Here is a 20,709-nt window from a genome sequence, read left to right as displayed (position 1 = left end):
GGAATATCTTTATTTTACAAAGACCCGACTTCCTTTTCTTTCGATCGCGGCATCGGATAATAGCAATTTTGTTCACTATGCCCCATTAATTCCGGCGAAATAGACTGGCTGCGCATACGTAAAACGTCTTCCGATACCCGCAAGTACGAAACTGACGGGAGGAACGGCTACAGCTTCACGGGGCGCCCTGTCTCCGCGCTCTCGTTGGACGCTTCGATAAACCGGATCAGCTCCAGCGATTCTTCAATCGGGATGGGCGCGACGCCCGTCTGAAACATCTCCATTACCCGCTCCAGCAGGCTGGCATAATATGGTTTGGGATGTGCGCTCACATCCGCATAGTGAATACAGTTCTCGCGGTGAATTGTCGCACCGAAGCGGTAATTCCCCTTCCGGTTGCCGCGCACCGTCCCGATTCTGCCATCCTGCCATATCCCCACGGCAAGATCATAGTCGGCGTTGGAGCGTGTGTTCACCTCCACACATCCCGGTCCCATCGCGGCATAGAGCATTTCGACGGAATGTATCCCGTACGTGAACAACCCCGGCATAACCTCTTCAAGCGGCGTCGGACCGAAGCAGTCCACCCCGATAATCGGGCCGTCCGCTTCTTTTGCCGCCTCAAGCGCTTCAGTCAGGCCTGCTGCATAACGCAGCGAGGAGCAGCTCATCAGCGGCACATTATGCTGCCTGGCCAACCGGACGATCTCTATGGCATCAGCAACCGTCGTGGCAAAAGGCTTGTCGACAAATACCGGCTTGCCATAAGGGGCGATACGCCGGAAAAGCTCCAGATGCGCGCGCCCGTCGACCGACTCCAGCAGAATCCCATCGGACCGCTCGGCAACCGCTTCCGGCGAATCGACGATAGCCACTCCGAATTGATCGCGCAGCTGATTCGTATACCCGTCCACGCGGGAGAAGCTGGAATGCATATCGGCGGAGCCGCCGGGATAACCGGCAATCACCTTGCCGCCCGGGACATGCCAGGGATGATCCTTATGATTGAGCAGCTCCGAAAATACAATGACGTGGGAGGTGTCCAGACTGATCATGCCAAGCTTGATTTCACTCATAGGAGGCTCCTTATCTTAGATCCAATTTGGATAACGGATTTTGTCTATGGCATTCTTCGATGACGGCGATCTGCTGCTTGACCTGCCGCGGCGTAATATCCAGCGGCTCTCCTTTCGTAAGGGCAGCATGCAGGTTTCCGTAAAAAGTCCGGCATACATAGCCTAAAATGTCCTTTTGTCCCTCCGGCAGCTCCCACTGCTCCTCTATCCACGGCAAGGTTTCCGACCCGTATGCCGGAGAGCCGTCCGCATGCTTCAGGGGTGTTCGGATGAGCTGCTGCGCGGGCGCCTGCCCTGGCCTGAAATACTTCCAGTTCAGCTTCGTGCCCGTGCCGCTGATCCCGCCATACTGCGCTTGAATGCGATAGGTTGCGGCGGGATAGGCATCACAGGAGGTGATTTCCAAATCCAGCAGCGGATGGTCCTTCTTGTGCATAATCAGCTTCACGTAATCCTCGGCATCCCCGAACGTATTAACCCGGTCCATAAAGCAGGTGATCTCCGGCATCGTCTCCGTCCCGAACAGCTGAAGCGCCTGATCGAGCGGGTGCGGACCCGTGTTCAGCAAATTGCCGCCATTATTGGCCTGCAGCGTCTGCCAATCCCACCTCCGCGCAAACCCGTTAAATGAAATACTCACCTGCACGATACGCCCGAGCACGCCGGAGCGGATGACCTCCATAATCTGCTGGAAGGCCGGCGAATAGCGGGATTGCTGGAAAATGGTCAAAAGCCTGCCAGCCTCTTCTGAGGCCGCGATTAAAGCATCCACTTCCTCCCCGGTTCGCGCGAGCGGCTTCTCGCACAACACGTGAAAGCCGTTCGCCAGACATTCCATCGTGATCGGGACATGCAGGTGGCTGGGCGAAGCATTGACGATCAGATCCAGATCCTTGCGCTCGAACAACTGCTTGTAATCCTCGTAAGCCTCACAGCCGAATTCCGTTTCTGCCCGCTTGCGGTAGGATGCCTCGTAATCCGAAACGGCGGCAACCCGGAACAGCTCCGGCAGAGCTTTTAATGTTTTGGCGTGTATGTCGTGACCGCTTCTTCCCTGCCCGATAATGCCTACTTTTAACGGTTCCATGGAACGCATCCCACCATCCTTTAGCATTCTGCATTCGTCATTTCATTGGTGAACATCATTTTGAATTCCTGCGGCGTCATTTTTCTGGACGACTCCGGGGAGTAGTGAAACTGGAGAGCCCGTCTGCGTTTGCTCGAGAAGTTGGGCGGCGTTCCATGATGGAGAAGTCCCGCAAAAAAGAGCGCCCCGCCCGGCTTCAGCGTCACGGCGACATCGCGTTCAACAGCAACGTTCGTATCGCACAGCTGCCAATCCCGAATCGCATAATGGGGAACGGGACCATCCATATGGGAGCGCGGAATGACGTGCATGCAGCCATTGTCAAGGCCCGCTTCATCCAGGGCAATCCAGACTCCGCATACCATTTTATTCTGGGACAGATTTCCGTAGGCCATATCCTGATGCCATGGCTTCTCGCCGCCCGCCTCCGAGGAAGGCGGCTTCAGAATCGCCTGATCCTCCAGAAATTGCGCCTGCTCCCCGAATATCCGCTCCAGAATGCTCTGAACATCCTTATGAAAGCAAGCTTCATGGAGAGCAGGCGCATGATCGATAAATTTATGCAGCTTGCGCATCGCCCGGTCCCGGTCATCGGGAGTGAGCAGTTCACTCTCCTTCTTCATAAATTGCAGACGGGGTCCGACAATCCGCCCCTGGATAATATCCGTGATTGCCTCATTGGCCGCCGCAACCTCGGCCCCGGTCAGCAGCTGATCCACAACCAGATATCCCAGCTCCCAAAACTGCTTGATCCGGTAATCGTTCACATCCTCTGCCGTTGCCGCACGGTCAGACGCGATGTGATCGTACCTGTACATCAAATGCGCCACATCGCCCGGGGCATCCACCTCTTTCTCGTCATAAGTGTATGTGGGATGGCCGCCGTCCTGAGGCCAAACGACAACCCGCTTGCTGATGTCCGGCCGTTCCTCGGGGATAGGGAATTTATACCACTGGTTGTTGTCAGCCAATACAACCATCTGCTCCTCTGTAAAGCTGTGAACCATGCCTTTGATCGTCGCCATTACGGTCACCCTTTCTTTTGTCTTTACTGTTCAAATCATATAGAAGCTTATGATTCTTCAGGATCAGGCCGCCACATCCCGATATCGTCCAGATAGACGAAGTACCGGCTTTTATTCTCGAACGAAACCACCACTTCGGTTTCATCCGGCTTCGTCGTGAACGGAAGCTTCACCATCTTCGCTTCCCAATTCAGGCGGAATACGCCGCGTTCGATGATAGGACTTTGGGAGCCCTGGACAGCCATTGTTGCACCGTTGCCGAAGAAATTGTTATGGCCCAGCTTGAAGCCGCTTAGCAGCAGACGTCCCGGACCTTTGATTTTGAAATAGACATCATGTATGCCTGCCCGGATCGGAATAGGTGTGGAAAAATAGCGCCATACATCGTCATAGTCCATTTCCTGGGAAATAGCGGCTATCCGCTCTCCCTCCAGACTGTCCAGATAAACTTCTACCGTCACCGAATCGAAGATTTTGGTCATCCCGAGTGCAATATGATCATATTTGCCCGGACTTCCGAAGTCCACTGCCGCATATTTCAGCCAATCTCCCTCAGTCAGTTGGCCGATATAACGCAAATCGCGATAGACGGCATAACCGCCATCAGGCGTTGTATCAAGCGCGCCGTTCTTATGAATGTCATCAAATTGTTCCGCGCTGCGGTATTCGCCGTCTATCTTGATTCCTGCCCATAATTCGTAGGCCGCGCCAGACGCGACTCCCGTAATTCTCTGCTCGATCCGGTCGCCCGGGCCCAGCATGGCCCCATATTTGTTGCTGCGTACAATCGAAGGATAACCATCCCGGCTGAAATCCCATGCGCATTCATAAACGATCTTCGGCGTCCCCGCCGCTGCCTCCCATGGCTCCCAGGCGCCAGACTCAAAGCCCCCATTGCCAATTGCGCTCTTGCTGTTAAGCTCCGAATAGACAAGCTCCGCTTCAATGACCCTGTCAAAATCATGTCCTGCCGTCCAATAAGGCTCGCTTGATTCGTAGGCGCCAATATCCGGCTCCTTGCCGCCGGGAGACGAAACGCCGGCAATTCTCATCCCGGCCGACAGGGCCGGCGAATCTGCCCGCAGACGGAAATCGCCATGGTCGGCATCCTCAAAACCGCCATCCACCCCGAGAAGATTGTGGGAAACCAGGCAATCCTCGCCCCATTTGACAAGCTTGCCGTCCGAGAAAATATTGTTGATCATCTGCGTGCCGTACATATCATCCAGCAGGAACACAGCCGAGTCCGCATCCCCGCTGCGCAGGAACGTATTGTTGTAAATAAGCGTGCGCTGCAATGGCCGGTTGAGATGAAGCCCATGATGCGGGATATTCCACACCACATTGCGGTAAAGATTCACTCCGCTGGTCCAGGCATCCATGTAGAAGCCAAAGCTCAGATGGGGCGACTTGTTATCGTGCAGCCAATTATGATGAATATCCGTATTGTCAAAATCATGGTTAAACAAATAGATAATGCCGGAATCCTTCGTCAGACAATTGGCATGCGATATATCGCAATATTCAATTACGGATCGCGAGAAAACCCCGGAAATACAAGTCCGGGCCGATCTTGTGACCGTACAGTGGCTGATCAGATGCTGAGAGCCTGCTGCCCATATCAGGCTGGCATAGGAAGCCTCCAGGTTGCCGTCATGGATGTGGCAGTTGACGACACGGTTCCGCTGTCCGGACAGATTGATGCCGATGCCTTCGAAGTAGCCGATATCGCTTCCCGAGATGATATTGTCGCAGCCTCCCAGCTCGATTCCTTTTGTCCGTCCGTAGATGGATTGGCGGCTGCTGAAGCAGCGGTCAATGGCATGAATCCGCACATTATCGATGCTGCAATAAGATGCATTCTCCGTTGTGATGGACGCGGCGCGAATCTCGAAGCCCTTGATTTGGACATAGGAACACCCGCGCAGGTCAAACGCGTATTCGCGCCGCTTGGCCTCAACCTCGCGGTCTGTCGGGTCCCCGCCATCCGGCAGCCGTACCGTCAGCCGCCCCTTGACCGGGTCGATATACCAGCCTTCGCTTACGGCAAGCGTCCGTGGTGAGCGGGTGAGGAAATAAATATCCCCCGGAGTCGTCCTGTAATGAGCAGCCGAGCTCATCCAGCCATCGAAATACAATGTGCCCTCGCGGAAATCCGTAACGGCCGCAGTGGAAATAAAATAACCGGCCCCGTTGACGCAGGCCACAACGGCCCCGGTCCAATGACCGTCGGCAAAGGCAAGCAAATCCTCGTCATATATCGTGTACGTGGGCACTTCATTGGTGCATGAGTCTACCACCGCGTATTGAGTCCGGTCCAGACGGTCGGTAATTCGCGGCCACATGGCCTCATGGCTGAGCTCGCCGTCAATGAATACAATATTGCCGCTGTCTCCCTGCAGACTCCAATCCATTGCCGCCTCATATACGCCCGCGTTTGCGGTTGTGTCTTCCTGCCGCGCGGTCCAGCCGACAACGGGATCACAGCCGCTGATTACGACCCGTTCTCCCGGCTGCGCCTCATAACGGATAGGTGCGTCTTCGCGCCCCGAAGCTGCAGGAACAACGGTCTCGCGGTAAGTTCCCCCGCGCACGATGCAGCGGTCTCCCGCCGTCATCTCCGCGGCGGCGTGACCGATCGTCCGCCATGGACGCTGCGGATCCAGCCCGTCACTGTCATTGCTGCCGTTCACCGCAACATAATAAACATTACTGCTGCTTGCCGTCATGTTCTTCCTCCTCATCTATAAGTCCGGTGATTAACTGGCGGAGCAGGCGGAAATAGTCTGGAGAAGCGTAAGCTGAAAGCTTTCGTAAAAAAGCTGCTTCGGAAGCATCTGCTTAGGACCTTTGTACCCCGAATTTAACCAGCTAGGGTCCAAAATCAAAAAATTCAGTGGTACAACAGCTCCACGACAAGTGACAAGCGGCTAACTCGCTTGTAGCACTTGCGAGTATCGGAAGACGTTTCCGTATGCGCAGCCAGTTTTTTTCACCGGACTTCTATACCTTCCTGATTTGCTCCGCTGCGCTCCAGCCTGAACCGGATGCTCAGCGTCCCCTGCATACCTTCCCGGCAGAAGGCAATCCTTGTCTGCACCGGACCGAGCCGCATATTGCCGCAGAGCATTTCCTTGCGCTGCTCAAGCAAAGCCTGATAGTCGCCGCCCAGCAGCGGCAGCGTATCGATTCTCGCCGTACAGCCTTCCGGTATCGTGATGCGCGTTATGCCGCGCTTGCCTCGCAGTATCACCATTCCGTCCCTAACCTCCGCCGGCAGCGGCGTGGACCAATAGAATTCAACCCCTGTCCCGCGAATCAGCTCATAGCTGTCGGTGATCGTCCACTCATCCGGAGCCGGCGAATCCCATATCCGGACCCAGGAGCGGTAATACTCCTCCCAGCCCGGAGAAACATTCATCTCCGCATGAAAAGAGGCTGCATCACCCTGGCCCTTTGGCTTGATATCGGCCATAATCGGGTTCTGCGGCCGCGAACGCTCCTCCATTCCTACCGGCACCAGCATATTATGGCGACCGCAATGCTTGAGCACTTCCGCCATTGGATGGCTGTAATCGCAGGTGCCCATCTCCATCGCCACCGTCTCCCCGGCATACTCCAGCACGAAATGCCCTTTGTCCTCATGGGTGTGGCTGGCCCCCGCCTGGTTGCCCACAATCAGCATTTTGACCGGCTCGCCCTCATGCCATCTGACCGAAGAGATCAGCCCCAGATCCGGCAGCGAAATGAAGGGCGCAAGCTCAGGCGCTTCCTGCGGAATGGAAGATTCCAGCAGATAGGACGGCAGCGTATCCGGAATCCCTCCCGCTATCTGCAGCGACTTGCGGAATATACGGACCCATTGGCTGTCTGGCATCATTGCAGCCAGATAAGCCACCGATTCCTGATTGATATACATCGCATCGCAGATCAGAATCATGAGCAGATCATCGCTCGTCGAGGCGAGCGCTTCCGCAAAAGCGGCCGTCCGCTGCAGGGATTCAGGCAGTACCTGCCTGTAATCGATTCCCCGGTGACGCCCGTAATAATACAGGGAAATTGCGCATTGGCGCGCTGTCCAGGTGAAGTACATCGGCCCTTCGAGGAAGCCGCCATCTGGAAGGATGGTATGCTCCATGCTTTCAATCAAGTCGTTCAGGGCAAGCTCCGTATACGGCCTGGTCCGCGGCATGGCCTGCTCCAATACGGCATAGCCGAGCATGCGTCCCGGGGAGAACCAGGCCATTTGATTGCAATGAAAAATATATTCATGCCTCCAGGTGATATAATTGGCATTCCCATGTCCGTCTTCTGCGATCCTGCGGAGGATCACTTCCCTGCCGTAGTCCGTAAACATCTCGCCAGCCATATCGAGTATCGCCGATGTCTCAAGCATGCATAACGACTGGACAAACGAGCGGTGCTCGAAGGAGCTGCCAGGGAAAAAGCAAATAAAGCCGCTGTCCCACCGCGTGCACATGGCCAGTGAAATCGCGTACCTTGCGGCCAGGCGAAGCAGCGCCTTGTCCTTCGTCAGCAGCGCAGCCGCGGCTGCATTGGGACCATGCGTCAGCAGATGCTTCCCGTAATCCCGGTCCCGGCAGTAACGGGTATCGTTCCAGAAATTGACGAACTCGCCGATCATCCGCTCCGGAACAAGCTGACGCGCATCCTCCGCCAGCTGCAGAAACGGGCTGGTTCCGTGTTCCGCCAGCCAATCTGCATGCTTGAGCCGCAGCTGCTCCAATTCCCCGCCGCTCACGGCCAGGCCATAGAGCGGGTTAAAGGCCGGCTCGAAGCTCTCCGGCTGCAAATAGTCCTCCCACTGATCGTCGAACCGCTTCCACTGCCGGTCATACCGTTCTACCAGCCCGGAATGCTGCAGCCCGATCCAGTTGAACCATCCGACACCCTGTCCCTCTCTCTGCGGCCAGAGTTCCAAGGTAATGGACCGCACCAGCGATGCGCCTTCAAGAGGAACATAACATTCCCGCTTCAGCATCCCGAAGGGTTCCGATTCATACGTCAGCATTCCTTTATCCGTGTCCGCCTTCATCCTCAGCAGCGCACCTTCCGGAGCAACCAGCGATATCATCAAATGATCGTAGTCTGCGCAGTCAACCTGGAAATCGCGGGTCATTCTCACGGCAGGACCCTGCTTGGGCTTGACGGTCCATTCCACCTGCGCCAGCGCCCACCGCTGATGGACCTTCAGCCCGTGCTCCTTGCCCGGATCGATCCGCCACTTCGCAAGACCGCTGAGCTTCGGATCGGTGAACAGCTCGAATATCGACTCTGCCATATTGATCGGCGTATTCCTCATCAACCGTACCTCCATTCAAGCCACATATGGACATGAAGCAAGACTGCCCTGCAGCCGACAGGACGTCGCTTGCAGGACAGCCGTGTCAGCTTGCCTATTTCTTCGTTGCGTAGACCTCGTTTGCTTCTGCTGTCGCTTGCTCCAAGCCGGCTTTGTTCATTTCCGATATGAACGTATCGAAGCCCTTATCCGTGTCCGCCTCGCCGAGAATAAATTTCAACTCATATTCCTTCGCCATCTTTTGAAGCGCATCCTTGTTGGCATCCCAGGAAGGCAGCGTCTTCATCTGCATGGCATCCGTGATCGGCGTAATGCCTTTATCGTTAACCTGCGTACGGAAGGCTACCTTCTCGGCCGGATAATCGATTTTCAGCATAAGCGGATTATTTCCCTTGATCGGGCTGAAGAAGTTGATGCCAAGCGCCGATGTCGCCTGAATAGGATCCGTAAATTCTGGCCTTGGCACTACGCCGCCGCCTTCGGCGATGTCATAATTGACGCCTTCTTCACCGTATGAGGTCATGAGATAGGCTTCTTCATCCGTTGCCAGCGTCTCCACCATTTTCAGAATGGCTTCCACCTTCTTGGGATCCTTGGCGGCATCGGCTCCAATTGCGAATGGAACCTGCTTGAAGCCCTGCGCGATCCCCATCATTTTGCCAGCCTCGCCTACGACCGGCTTGCCGACGATCATGTCCATACCGGCCTTTGCCGCATCCTGTCCGACTTGGCCGGAGCTGTGATAATGGTACCAGAGGGCCTGATCCATCATGCCTGCCTTGCCGCCGACGAATTTGGCGCGGTACGTATTCCAGTCATCGGTAACAAATTCCGGATCGATCAAGCCGGCTTTATACCATTTGTTCAGCAGCTTGAACGCCGCACGCGCCTGCTCGGTCACAAGACCGTACTGCACGCTGCCGTCAGCCTGGAGCACCCAGCCGGAGGGCGTGATGCCAAACGATGCGAATACGGTATTGAAGATCTGGTTGCTTCCCAAGGTATCCTTCCCCCGGGCTGTCAGGCCGTACGTATCCTTCTTGCCATTGCCGTCGGGATCGTCGTTGCGGAATTTGGTGAGCACGTCCTCCAGCTCTGCGATGGTTTTGGGCGGCTCGCTGTACCCGATCTTGGTCAGCCAGGCCTTGTTAAAGGCTGGAACGAACGGCGAATCGCCTTCGGCATAGATTTTGGGGATACCGTAATTCTTGCCGTCCACGACCGGAACGTCCCAGTCCGTCGGATCCGCGTCGTCAATCATTTGAGAATATTTAGGCGCGAATTCGCGAATCTTCTCGACCGGAATTTCGCCGACGATGCCTTGTTTCACCCAGCCTTTGAAATTATCCATTCTGGAATCCAGGTTGCCGAAGAAGTCCGGCTTCGTATTGGCGGCAAGCTTGATATTGAGCTGCTGCTCCCAGTTCGAGCGGTCAATCCCGATCGGATCGATTTTCATGTTGAACCGCTCCTCCACATACTTCTGGGCCATCGTATCCTTGCCCGGAATGTATGAGGCGATCCATGAGATCTCAATGGGCTTATCCGCCTCCTCCTCCGTCGCAGCGGGTGCGGGCGCGTCAGTTCCGGGCTCCGCAGCTGCAGCCGGACTGTTGTTGTTCTCTTTACTGCTGCAGCCCGCCAGCACGATCATAAGCAGCAATGCAAAAGCAATGGCCTTGAAAGCTTTACCCTTCATATTGATAATCCTCCCTTTTATTGAACTGCATATTATATCAAGGAGCGCTGGTCCGCCCGCTTAATAACGCCGCTGTCCATTCCAATTCTTCAGCCTTTGACCGATCCGATCAAAATGCCTTTGGTAAAATACTTTTGCAGGAAAGGGTATACCAGCAAAATAGGCAATGTCGTAAATACGAGCACGGCGGCCTTGAGCGATTCCGCCGGAGGCGCGCTTAAACTCATCAGCGCCGATGTCAGCATGCTCTCATCCTGGCTGATGATCAGCCGCCTCAGGTAGATCTGCAGCACAATCTGGCTCTGATCCTGCAAATAGAGCAAAGCGTCGAACCAGGCGTTCCAATGGTACACCGCGCAGAACAGGGTCATCGTGGCGATTATCGGAAGCGACACCGGCAGCACAATCCCGATAAATATACGGATATCATTGGCGCCGTCGATCCTGGCCGACTCCTCGATCTCTTCCGATAATTCCATAAAGAAATTGCGGATAATGATCAGCCAGAATGTATTGATCAGGCAGGGGAGGATAAGCGCCCAGCGGGATTCGATCAGACCCAGGTTCTGAACGAGCAGATAGGAAGGCAGCAGACCGCCGCTGAAGAACATCGTCACCACAATGAACATCGTATAAAATTTACGGTGCGGCAGTCCTCTTTTGGACAAGGCATAGGCGGCTGCAGACATAACGGACACCATCAGAATCGTGCCGACAACCGTCCGGAAGACGGAGTTGCCAAGCGCCGTCCAGATTTCTTCGGTTTTGAACAGCTCGCTGTAGGCCGAGACGGCAAAGTTTTTCGGAATGAGGCTGACTCCGAGCCTTGGCGCGTCGGCGCTCAGCGACAGGGTGAGCTGGTACAGGAACGGGTACAGCATCGTTATACAAAGGAGCGATAGTCCGAGCACCAGGAAGGTCTGGAATATTTTCTCGGGAACCGTCATTTTCATGCTTTCCGCGCCTCCTCTTTGCAGGTTGGATTCATACCAGCCCCTCCTGTCCGGAACGCTTCACGATATAATTCGTGGTCAATACAAGCGCGAATGCGATGACGTTCTTGAACAAGCCGACTGCGGTAGCGAAGCTGAACTGCATCTGCTCCAGACCGATCCGGTAAACATACGTATCCAGAATATCCGCTACGCTGTATGTGGCCGGGGTATACATGTTGAGCACCTGATCGAAGCCGGCGTCGAGGACCTGGCCGATGCGCAGAATGAACATAATCGAGATGACCGGCACAAGCGAAGGCAGCGTAATATAGAGCATCTGCTTGAATCTGCCGGCGCCATCCACGACGGCCGCTTCATACATTTGCGGGTTGATGCCGGCCAGCGCCGCCAGGTAGATAATGGCGCCCCAGCCAATTTCCTTCCAGATGGCCGACATAACCAGCGTGAACCGGAAGTATTCCGCTTTGCCGACAAAATAAATGGGCTCGACGCCGAACCAGCCGATAATCATGTTCACAATACCGCTGGAAGGAGACAGGACCGTGAACATAAACCCGGCCACGACAACCCATGAGAGGAAATGAGGCAGATATGAAAGCGTTTGCGAAACCCTTTTAAAAATTTCCCCGCGCACCTCGTTCAGCAGCAATGCCAGTACAATGGGAGCCGGAAATCCGAAGATCAGATGATAAAAGCTGAGTATGATCGTATTGCGGATAATCTGGTAGAAATCCTGGGAGCCCTCGACCATCTCCCGAAAATATTTGAGACCGACCCAGGGACTGCCCATAATGCCCTTGTTGATAATAAAATCCTTGAAGGCGAGCTGAATGCCGTAAAGCGGGCCGTAAGCAAAGATCACATACCAGATCAGGGCCGGGGCCAGAAGCAGGAACATATATTTATAGCGTTTATATGACTTCCAGGTTCTCCGCCAATACGTTAGCTGCATGGATGCACCATCCTTTCCCGTCTGATGTGTGTTTGTCGCTTGAGACTAATGCTGCTACAGAATGGCGCCAAAGTCTATTTCAATTCCCTCCAAATCATTACACTTTTATCTTATTGGCTCTCCAATTGGAAATTATTATAATCAAACAGCCGCATCCCGGGGCCACGAGGATGTGAGCCCGGGATGCGGCAGACACTGGATCATTCCGCCACGCTCTCCCGCAGCTTTCCGGAGCCGCGGTATTGAAGCGGGGTAATGCCGAACCTGGCCTTGAATCTGGTGCAGAAATATTGGGAATTGCGGAAGCCGACGGATGCGGCTATATCCGCAACGGTCAGATGCCGGTCCGCAACAAGGAGGGAGGCCGCCTGCTCCAGACGAATCCGGTTCAAATATTCGGTAAAGGATTCGCCCGAAATGGATCCGAACAGGGTCGACACATAATTGGCCGAGAGGCTCACCCTCCCTGCCACTTCATCAAGCGACAGATCCTCCGCCATATGCTGGACGATAAAGGATTTCAAGAAAACGATTTTCTCATGATGGGCGTCATTGCGGCTTTCATTGATATGCTGCGCGATGCTTGCCGCTTGCTGCTTGAGCACCGCCATCGTTTCGTCCAGCGTGCGCCGCTTGATCTTCTCGTTAATGCCGAACACCGGGAACAAGTCCTGCAGCTTTTGCTCAATGACGATCTGCGAGATGACCGTCGTGATCCGCAAATGGATCAGCTCCACCATCTCGACGCTCAGAGGCTCCGACTTCAGGGTGAATGTCATCTCGTCGATCCAGCGCTCCACTTCGCCGACCTTTCCCGCCTGCACCCTGTTTTGCAGCATATCGTATTCGACCTGAGGGAGCAGCAGCAGCTCCCGGCATGCCGAAATCTCCTCATACCGGATGATCGCGTCCCTGCCCCGGATGTAGGAATATTTGTAAGCTTCCACCGCTTCCAGATAAGAATGATGGATCGCTTCGACAGAATGGACGACGCTCCCGATGCCGGCGCCGAAAGGGATGGACCCGAGAGAGGTTCGCATCGCTTCAAGCGTATCCGCCACGGCGCGAGAAGTCGGGGAGTCATCGTACATGAATACAAGAAGGGCCATCTCCGTCGCGCTCAGGCTGACAAGCTCTGCGGACAATCCCGGTTGATCCGCGATAATCCTGACCAGAATCCCGCAGCCCTCCGGCTCGGTTGTCATATAAGCCACGGCATATCTGCACTCCAGGGGCATGGCCGGGAACTCTCCGAAGCCCGCTGCCGTTTGCTGCCCGGTAATAAGACCTGTAATCTGTTTCGTTCTTACCTGATCCTTCATCTGGAGCATGCTCAAATCGATGAACATCAGCATATGGTCGATAGCCGCGTATTCATGTCCGGCAGCTGCCGGCGGCGGTCCCGTGTAGAGATTGCGGATGGAATAGAGCAGCTTCTTGAGCGGCATATAGAAATGCCGCGACATGAGAAAGGAAATGATGAAGCCGCCGAGCAGCGCCATGAGGCAGGCTGTCCATACCTGGCGTTTCATCTTGCTTGCGGACAGCTGGAACGATTCATTCGGCCTCACAATGACATAGTTCCAGCGGTTCATGGCATCGTTCCGGTGAAGGACGGAGATCACACTGCTGCCGTGGCGGGTGAAGGTGCCGGCGGCTGATTGGCTGTTCGCGGAACCCGCCATCGCATGCTGTACCGCGGCAATCTCATCCGGAGGGGCATTTTCTCCTCCGATGATCATCTGCCCGTTCTCGTCGAACATATAGACATGGGACTCGGGATAATTCAGCGCATCGCGCACCATCGTGCTTAAGTGATCCAGGCTGATATCCAGATACAGAAATCCCGCGGCCTTGGCGGGCGGCGATTGATAGGGCAGCGGAAACACATAGGTCATCACCTGATGGCCCGGTGAATCCGGCTTCTCGCGTTTGAACCACTGATTGGGAACGATGTCGTCTAGCTGCCGGATAAAGGCCGCGTCCAGCGAGTTGTCGGGGGTCTGATAGTAGCGGTTGTTGTCCATAGCATATTCGCCCTCGCGCATATATACCGTAACCCCGTCAAGCCCCGGCGTCATATCCTGGATTAAGCCAAGATCCGTAATGAAGCGGACGATTCGCGAGACATTGCCCTCTGCACGGTGTTCGAGCAGATACTTGATCTCCTCGTTGCTGTCCTTATTGAAGGTCATCAGCACCTTGTTGAAGAAAGCGTCTTCATAAAACCGGAAGAAATTATTTTCCACCAGCTCCTTCACATTCAACAATTCATACCCGGCATCCTTGGATACCTCGCTCGTTACAATTTCGCCCGCATTGGTCAATAAATACCCGCCTGTAATGCCGATCAGCACAACGGCAAGAAGCGTGTAGGAAAGGACCAGCCGGAAGTAATAGCTGCTTCTCCATTTCATGATCACCGAAGAACTCACCTACCCTTCGTCAATAGAAACGGTTTTCGCCATCCTCTGGCGGCACAACAAGTTTATTCCCTCCGGACTTATAGCAAGCTTCCCATAGCCTTAGAACTTATACCATTTACACCATTGCTTCACCCTTGAATAAGGATAAAACCTGCTCCAGCAGCTCAGGCTTAAGCCCCTTGCCATCGCAATACGACGCGTTTCTCGCCAGTTCCAAGGCGCTTGTGGTTCCCGTCAATGTCACCGCGATATCGGGACAGCCGAGACTGAAGCGCATCGCCGGCTCGATCAGCCCGCCCGCTCCCGGCTGACGCAGGAAAGCGAGCTCCGCCTTGCGGCGCTCTCCTTCCTGAAGCTTGGCTTGATAATTAGCCATGAACGGCGCCGGGCTGTCCGCAAGAACCCCCATTGCCAAGGGACTGCCGTGAATAACGCCAACCCCATGTCCGCGTGTGTGGGGGAACAGGATATCGGAAGCCGTGTGATCGATAAGCGTATATTTGCCGAAGGTCTGCACCGTATCCACAAGCCCTTCCTGCACGAAGGGCAGCAGCATCGCAACCCGCCCGGCATTCACGCCAATCGCACGGACCTTGCCCTGTTCCTGAAGCTTGCGGAAGGCCGGAAGCGTTTCGCTCATGGCCGTTTCCTCCCCGCATGTCTCCAGCTCATGCAGCTGGATCAGGTCAATAAAGTCCGTCTGCAGCCGGTCAAGGCTCTCCTCCACGGAGCGGATCGTGTTCTCGTAGGAGTAGGAATCTCCGCGCATCACCGCCTTGGTCGCCAGAATGACGCGGTCGCGGCGGCCGCGAAGCGCAAGACCCAGCCTGCGCTCGCTCTCCCCGCGCCCGTACAAGGGGGCTGTATCGAAGAAATTAATGCCAAGATCGAGGGCGGCATGAACCACCTTCTCAACCTCCCGGTCATTCGTTTCACCGAAATCCCCGCCAAGCGGCGCGCCGCCAAGTCCCAGCTTGGAAACCTTCCATCCCGTTCTGCCGAGCTGTGTATACTCCATTCTTGTTTTTCCCCCTCTACCGCCATCGTCAGGCATTCATTGCTATTCCACAAATCGTGTTGTCCATGAGCATTCATCGCCGGCTTTAAGCGGTCCTGATACGACCAGCGACAGATTCGCGGATACGCCGGATACGGACAGCAAGGAGCGTGACAGTGACAGATTATTGGTGTTCGAATAGACCGCTTCAGGTGTACGGATGATATTGTCGCAGGCATCGCATGAAATTTCATACTTTGCATCCCCATAGGACAGCTTCCAGCCATGTCCGGTCCGGGCTTCGAGTCTCGTGCCGCTGCGGCCATCCGTAAGCAGCAGCGGCAGAATATGCTCACAGCTGACAAAATCCTTGTTCACTTTCAATTGATACGTCCATTCGATCCCCGACCCAATCAGCGAAATCGTCTTGCGGCAGACAAGATGTTCGTTCTGCGCTGTCATCGCTATACCGTTATCCAGCCACTGCACCTCCGGATTCGATGTCATATCGGGGAAGCAAAGATTACCCGCAGCGTCGCGCAGCAGAAACCCTTCCCAGGCTCCCAAGTCGTAACTCTGCTGATAAAGTCCGGCCGCCAAACCGTTCACATTCAGCTTTGGTTCGGCAAGAGGGGGCTTGCTCCCGTTTACGCGGTAGTGAAAACCGCAGAGAGCCGGGCTGTACTTGCCCAGATGCATGCGCAGGCTGACGGCGAAGAAATCATCGTGGCTGCGGATGAAGGCATATCCACTCCGCAAATCCATGTATTGATTGTTTGCGGGCAGGGGGCTGCGCTCATTGGCCCGCTCCATCTGCAGGTTCCGGCTGATGATCCGTTCTGCAACCGAGATGCCTGTCATGCCCAGGATGCCGTAACAATTCACCAGCGTGTACCACTCGTAGCCGGTACGCAGCTCATGAGGCAAATAGTTGGGAGTAATGCTGTATGTGCCGTCAGCTTTCTTATAGGGGAGCCAGGACTGAAAGGCCCGCGTAAACAACCCCTCGTCGCCCATCCCCGCGTAAGCCTGATAGGTTACGAACGAGCCCCAGGTAAACATTTGATGGCGGCTGCGCTCCATCATTGCATAAGTACCATCAAAAGAGGTAGCGTGATTGAGCCACTGCTGCCCTTTCTCAATCAGGATTTCCAGCCGCGTCCGAATCTCCTGATGCGCAGGCGGCCATTCCTCAATGGCCGCCAGAACACCGGTCAGAATAAACATAATAAAGGCGGAATAGGAAATCGGCATCCCGTCATGCTCGCGGAACGTCTCCTGATCGTGATAATCGAAGGAATCGTTCAGAAACCCTTCATGCTCCCGCTCTTCGATCAGCGCCATTAATTGCTCGATGAACGCTTCATTGGCAGGGCGATACCCCAGCTTCTCCAGGAACAGCTCGTTGCCCAGCTGCAGGGCAGCGCAGTTGAGATTAATCGTGCCGCAATCCTGCGGCTCGCCATGCAGAAAATCCTCCGCAAATTCCCCCTTGTGACGATTGCGGACCTCTTCAGGCAGCATAAGGAGCGCCATCATGCCAAAATGGTAGATAAACAGGCGGGTGAACGGGGCCGCGTTAAGATCCTTCAGGCGCACGGTCGAGCGCCGGATTAAATGAAGCGCCGTATCTGTAATTTCCTTATCACCGCTGAAGCTTGCTCCGCCCGCGAATATAACCGCCGCCGTGCCTGCCGTATAGTTCTCGCTGTATATCGTATCCCAGCGGTCCTCGATCGCACCCGTTTCCCCATCGATCCAGCCGGATATCGTCTTCATGTAGTCGAGCAGTACGGTTTGCATCTGGTGATGCGTGCTTTGCCGTTCCGTTGTGAACATGGACTATTGGCTCCTTCGTCAACCATTTTAAGCACATATTTCTTCTTACACGTCAGGTGCTATTCATCGGCAATAAATTCTTGCCCTCCACAGGATCAGATGGGAAAGGCAGCTTTGGCCCACTCGTAGGACGGATCTTCCTGCGTTCCGTCTTTATACGTCGAAATCAAGGCCACCCGGTCTTTGCCGGACTGATTCGGGTAGGAGGCGTGGAAGAGCAGATCATGGAACACAATAGCGGTTCCCCGCGAGGCAGGCAAATCCACAATTTGCGACTGGTCAATATCCTCTTCCTTCAATCGGCTGGAGAAGCCGTTGCCGTCATTGTCTCCTTCGCCATGATGAAGCGCCCCTTTCAGATGGGAGCCCGGCAAAATCTTCAGGCAGCCGTTCTCGCGTGCCGCATCATCTAGTGCGATCCAGACGGAATACTTGTGGCTGCCTTCCCAGTAAGGATAATCCTGATGCCAAGGTGATCCGAAATCGACCTTTGAATCCTTGAATACCACTTTATCGCTGAGGAAGATGACCTGCTCCCCGATAATTTTCTTAAGGACCGCGGCCAATTCAGGCTTTGCCGCCGCTTGCTTGAATAAGGCGCTGGCCGCTGACATGCCTACGTATACGCCATGCTTAACCGCCTCCGCTCCTTTCTCCTTCTTGACCTCCTCCAGCACTCGGGCCACTTCCAGCTTAAGCTTCCGCACTTCCTCTGTCGAAAACAGGTCCTCAATCACGACATAACCCTGCTCCGCGAATTGTTGCTCCATATTGGCGCTCATCGGTTCATTCCACCTTATTTATCATGTTAAATGAGATGTTAGCACAAATAAGCTGTGATATATTTGGTAGAGATCGATGATAAGTTATCCTTTTCCGATATTGGAGGCGAATGTCCTTATGTTCCGGCATCCCAAACCGCGATACCTCGAATTAACGGAAGTACGGCCTAATGTGCACTGGGCGCAGATTCAGCATGTCCCCCGCAGCAGCGGGCAGCTGCGGACTATTTACGATTTCGAGCTGATGTATGTCTTCCAGGGCGAGCTGCAGATCCATTTTGATGATGAGAGCAGCCGGATTCCCGCCGGGGCGGGCGATTTGCTTCTGCTGCCTTCGTCCATCCGGCATCGGATTGAGATCCTTACGGAGATGGACACGCGGCTGCTGGGGATTCATTTTGATTTTTTCAATGAGCACTCTGCCTTGGCTGAGCAGGATATTGTCGTTCAAGAGGATAAGGTGGTTGCGGAGCGGTTTTGTTCCTTGCCTGTGAACGGGGAGGATCTGCCGGCTTTCGGCCTGCATTACGAGGGAATTCCTTTTGAAATGGTGGAATGGATGGAGCGGATTGTGCAGGATCATGCGAGAGGAAGAGGGAATCCGGGCTATGAAATGGCGTGCAGGGGACTGATGCTGCTGATTTTCACCCAATTGTTAAGTCTTCCTGCGAAGTCCAGCCGCCCGAGCCTGCAATCCCAATACTATGAAGCGGTGCAGAACCTTGCTGCGGACATGGAGCACAGCCCTGGCGGGACCTGGCCAAACGGGGCGTTGGCAGAGCGCTTTAATGTGAGCGAGGATCATTTTATCCGTCTGTTCAAGGATATTATCGGGATGAGCCCCCATAAATACCTGCAGTTTGTCAGGCACCGGGAAGCGAAAAGAATGCTGCGTGAAACGGACATGAAGATCGAGCTGATCGGCCGTCAGCTCGGTTATGACGATCTTCATAATTTCAGCAAAATGTTTAAAAAATGGCAGGGCGTCTCCCCCAGAGCTTACCGCAAGCTCAGCATTATGCATTAAGGACAGGAGGCCGGAGACAAAACTTCTGCCGCTGTTTACTCAGCTGCGATGTCTGGATTCGCCGATATAATGGCCTCGGCGGTCTCCCAAACTCTGGGCAGAAACCGGTTAACGTCAGATGCGCGGCGGGTCAGGTCACCGGTGGAGTGAATGCCAAGGTCAGCGATCATGGCAAGAAAGGCCGGAGCATGCGCATGCTGAAGCTCCCATGGAGCGTCTGCGGCAAGAATCTTGTGGCAGCGAGCGAAGGTCGCAGCGATCCAGAAAACCGCTTCGCGGTGATTGCCCGCCCGTACAAGCTCGCGGCTTCCGTCGATCGCAATCGGCCTCGCCGCGGCCGTGATGTCGGTGCTGAAGAAGAAAGGAATCTTGGCTGCAGCCGCCGCGGCGTCGAAGGTCCGGGCCAGCTCCGTAATATGATGTTCAATGCGCCCGGGAGTCAAGCGGGCGCAGCCGAGCAGCTCCATCAGCTCGGCGTAAAGTCCGGAATGGCCGTATTCCTCCAGCACACCGCGGGCGGCGAGATAGCGGAGCCGGACGGTCGGATTGCGAAGCGCGGCTACGAGCAGAACATGCGTGGTTATGCCGGTCGGAAACAGCCACGATGTGACCTGATCATGCAGCGGCGCGGCGGTGTTGAATGAATTCAGCCCATTCTCGATTTTCTCCCGTGCGTTCACACACCGGCGGAGAACCCATTTCCGCTCGGCAAATTGGCGCGACACCTGAATTTGCAGACTGCGCAGGTACCCGGTAGGATCCGCAATGATGGTATCCGCTCGGAAGCTGCCTGCCAGATGATAGGACGACAGCACATCCTCGACCGAATTGAACAGGCTCAAGGACAGATACGTGGCCTCCACCAGCGTGCCGCGGTAGATGAATTTCCCGAGCTTGAGCGGAGGCTCGTCCCCGGCGACGACGATCACAACGTCAACATCGGAAGCGGGCGGCAGCTCGGCTTCATCAGGCAGTCCCACCGTCGATCCACTGTAATACGCCCCCCTGAATCCGGCCTCGCGGCTTGCCTCCTGCAAGATCCATTCCGCCGCTGCTGCCCGTGCATCTCCTACTCTCATCTATTCATCCTCCTCCACTTTGTCAAGTCCATTCCGAAACCGTGAAAACGCCGTCAACAATCCGTACGCTGTACAGCTGATCGAAGCCTTCATCGAAATCCGGTTTTTGCAATTTACGGAGTGTGCTCCTTAGGCCCGGCAATGGAACCTTTCCCTGGCTGCGTTTATCATTTCTCGCCATTGATTCCTCCAGGTTCGGTTCAAAATAATAGCCTGTAACCTTGAACTGTTGACTGCGGGCAGCATCCATGTATTTCTGCCGGTCTGTTTTCGTTGAATTCGTGTTATCAATAACAAACGGCTGCTTGGCATTAATTGACGCATCGACAAAAATATGTTCTCTGTGTCTGGTTTTAAGCATATCCAGATTGATTCTTACATGTGTATCATAAAATTTTTCTTTGTAGAAAGTGGACTTCCCTGATGCCTGGATCCCTATGA

Annotated in this window: 15 protein-coding genes; 1 reads left to right on the top strand and 14 read right to left on the bottom strand. The window is 54.8% G+C overall.

All coding sequences use genetic code 11. The annotated features are described in order from the left end of the window. Positions 1-167 precede the first annotated feature (167 nt). The 12 genes from ACFOLF_RS29120 to ACFOLF_RS29065 all read right to left on the bottom strand — a co-directional run bounded on the left by ACFOLF_RS29120 (position 168) and on the right by ACFOLF_RS29065 (position 18,162). A complete protein-coding gene (locus tag ACFOLF_RS29120; protein WP_379112800.1) occupies positions 168-1,076 on the bottom strand; it encodes a Gfo/Idh/MocA family protein in 909 nt (302 codons plus the stop codon). A gap of 10 nt (positions 1,077-1,086) precedes the next feature. Beyond that, positions 1,087-2,163 carry a Gfo/Idh/MocA family protein gene (locus ACFOLF_RS29115; protein ID WP_210037471.1) on the bottom strand — a complete coding sequence of 359 codons (1,077 nt, stop codon included), beginning with the start codon at positions 2,161-2,163 and terminating at the stop codon, positions 1,087-1,089. Between the two features lie 20 nt (positions 2,164-2,183). Next, positions 2,184-3,188, bottom strand: coding sequence for a phytanoyl-CoA dioxygenase family protein (locus ACFOLF_RS29110; RefSeq protein WP_210037470.1), 1,005 nt, complete (start codon positions 3,186-3,188; stop codon positions 2,184-2,186). Positions 3,189-3,235: 47 nt separating this feature from the next. Beyond that, a complete protein-coding gene (locus tag ACFOLF_RS29105; protein WP_210037469.1) occupies positions 3,236-5,917 on the bottom strand; it encodes a right-handed parallel beta-helix repeat-containing protein in 2,682 nt (893 codons plus the stop codon). A 263-nt stretch (positions 5,918-6,180) separates the two neighbouring features. Continuing rightward, positions 6,181-8,511 carry a heparinase II/III family protein gene (locus ACFOLF_RS29100; protein ID WP_210037468.1) on the bottom strand — a complete coding sequence of 777 codons (2,331 nt, stop codon included), beginning with the start codon at positions 8,509-8,511 and terminating at the stop codon, positions 6,181-6,183. A gap of 94 nt (positions 8,512-8,605) precedes the next feature. Further along, positions 8,606-10,210, bottom strand: a complete 1,605-nt coding sequence (locus tag ACFOLF_RS29095) for an extracellular solute-binding protein (RefSeq protein WP_210037467.1) — start codon at positions 10,208-10,210, stop codon at positions 8,606-8,608. An 89-nt stretch (positions 10,211-10,299) separates the two neighbouring features. Continuing rightward, the gene (locus tag ACFOLF_RS29090; RefSeq protein WP_210037466.1) at positions 10,300-11,163 is read right to left on the bottom strand and encodes a carbohydrate ABC transporter permease; all 864 of its coding nucleotides are present in this window, start codon (positions 11,161-11,163) and stop codon (positions 10,300-10,302) included. Positions 11,164-11,194: 31 nt separating this feature from the next. Then, complete coding sequence (locus ACFOLF_RS29085; RefSeq protein ID WP_210037465.1) at positions 11,195-12,118, bottom strand: ABC transporter permease; 924 nt, start codon at positions 12,116-12,118, stop codon at positions 11,195-11,197. 200 nt (positions 12,119-12,318) lie between these two features. Then, positions 12,319-14,535, bottom strand: a complete 2,217-nt coding sequence (locus tag ACFOLF_RS29080) for a helix-turn-helix domain-containing protein (protein WP_379112953.1) — start codon at positions 14,533-14,535, stop codon at positions 12,319-12,321. Between the two features lie 124 nt (positions 14,536-14,659). Continuing rightward, entirely contained in the window at positions 14,660-15,562 is a 903-nt protein-coding gene (locus tag ACFOLF_RS29075; protein ID WP_210037463.1) for an aldo/keto reductase, read from the bottom strand. Between the two features lie 42 nt (positions 15,563-15,604). Continuing rightward, positions 15,605-17,380 carry a hypothetical protein gene (locus tag ACFOLF_RS29070; RefSeq protein WP_210037462.1) on the bottom strand — a complete coding sequence of 592 codons (1,776 nt, stop codon included), beginning with the start codon at positions 17,378-17,380 and terminating at the stop codon, positions 15,605-15,607. A gap of 95 nt (positions 17,381-17,475) precedes the next feature. After that, entirely contained in the window at positions 17,476-18,162 is a 687-nt protein-coding gene (locus tag ACFOLF_RS29065) for a phytanoyl-CoA dioxygenase family protein (RefSeq protein WP_210037461.1), read from the bottom strand. Between the two features lie 118 nt (positions 18,163-18,280). Here ACFOLF_RS29065 and ACFOLF_RS29060 point away from each other — a divergent pair, with 118 nt between their 5' ends. After that, positions 18,281-19,189 carry an AraC family transcriptional regulator gene (locus ACFOLF_RS29060; protein ID WP_210037460.1) on the top strand — a complete coding sequence of 303 codons (909 nt, stop codon included), beginning with the start codon at positions 18,281-18,283 and terminating at the stop codon, positions 19,187-19,189. 35 nt (positions 19,190-19,224) lie between these two features. Here the strand turns inward: ACFOLF_RS29060 and ACFOLF_RS29055 are convergent, their stop codons facing one another. Both ACFOLF_RS29055 and ACFOLF_RS29050 read right to left on the bottom strand, forming a co-directional pair. Then, positions 19,225-20,268, bottom strand: coding sequence for a hypothetical protein (locus ACFOLF_RS29055; RefSeq protein WP_210037459.1), 1,044 nt, complete (start codon positions 20,266-20,268; stop codon positions 19,225-19,227). A gap of 22 nt (positions 20,269-20,290) precedes the next feature. Further along, the gene (locus ACFOLF_RS29050) at positions 20,291-20,629 is read right to left on the bottom strand and encodes an AAA family ATPase (RefSeq protein WP_379112803.1); all 339 of its coding nucleotides are present in this window, start codon (positions 20,627-20,629) and stop codon (positions 20,291-20,293) included. Positions 20,630-20,709: the final 80 nt, after the last annotated feature.

This window comes from Paenibacillus sepulcri, from assembly GCF_042647105.1.
GTDB lineage: Bacteria > Bacillota > Bacilli > Paenibacillales > Paenibacillaceae > Paenibacillus_Z > Paenibacillus_Z sepulcri.
Note: the sequence above shows the minus strand (reverse complement) of the source record. Positions and strands in the feature narration are given on the sequence as shown.